1 protein-coding gene is annotated in these 557 nt (G+C 75.4%); it reads left to right on the top strand.

Going from position 1 to position 557, the window contains the following annotated elements; all coding sequences use genetic code 11:
• The first annotated feature begins 111 nt into the window (after positions 1-111).
• Positions 112-498, top strand: a complete 387-nt coding sequence (locus tag L2I40_RS24280) for a hypothetical protein (RefSeq protein ID WP_237217886.1) — start codon at positions 112-114, stop codon at positions 496-498.
• The last annotated feature ends 59 nt before the right edge of the window (positions 499-557 follow it).

Here is a 557-nt window from a genome sequence, read left to right as displayed (position 1 = left end):
CCGGCGCCGACGCCGCGCCCGGCAACGCCCGTCCGGCCGCCAGCGTTCTTCACGTGCGCGCTCATCCGGCTGCTGGCATGTTGACCGCGCGACGGCGCGCGAGGTGAGTCGATGGACGCGATGGAGGTGGTGACGGATCGCTGCATCAGGCGGGGGCTCGGCTTCGCCGGCCTCGCCGTCGGGATGGTGATGCTGTCGCTCTCCTTCGACCTCGCGCTCGCGCTGCGGAGCGGCGCCGACCTCGCCGCGGTGACGGCCGGCGCGATGGTCATCGCGGCCTGGCGCGCGCCGCGGCGCGACATGCGCCACAGCGAGGCCTGGGCGGTGCTGAAGGAGTGGCGCCCCGAGGTGATCCACCGCAAGTCGAAGCAGGAAGTGCAGCACCTCCTGCGGGAAGTGCTGCGCCGCCGCCTGCTCTGGCATGCCGAGCGCGTGGGCGTGCTGGCCCTCGTGCTGTGGGCCGCCACGGCGGTGATCTGGGTCGCGCGGGCCGAGTGACGGGCGGCGCGGCACGGCCTGCCGTCGACGGCTGACGGCGGGGCCGCGGGCGGGATCGG

This window comes from Falsiroseomonas oryziterrae, assembly GCF_021864505.1.
Classification (GTDB): Bacteria; Pseudomonadota; Alphaproteobacteria; order Acetobacterales; family Acetobacteraceae; genus Falsiroseomonas; species Falsiroseomonas oryziterrae.
The sequence above is the reverse complement of the archived record's forward strand: the minus strand, read 5'-3'. Positions and strand labels throughout refer to the sequence as shown.

What these genes read in the sequence shown, in the direction of transcription:
- L2I40_RS24280 (WP_237217886.1), top strand. Translation starts at nt 112, where the DNA reads ATGGACGCGATGGAGGTGGTGACGGATCGCTGCATCAGGCGGGGGCTC.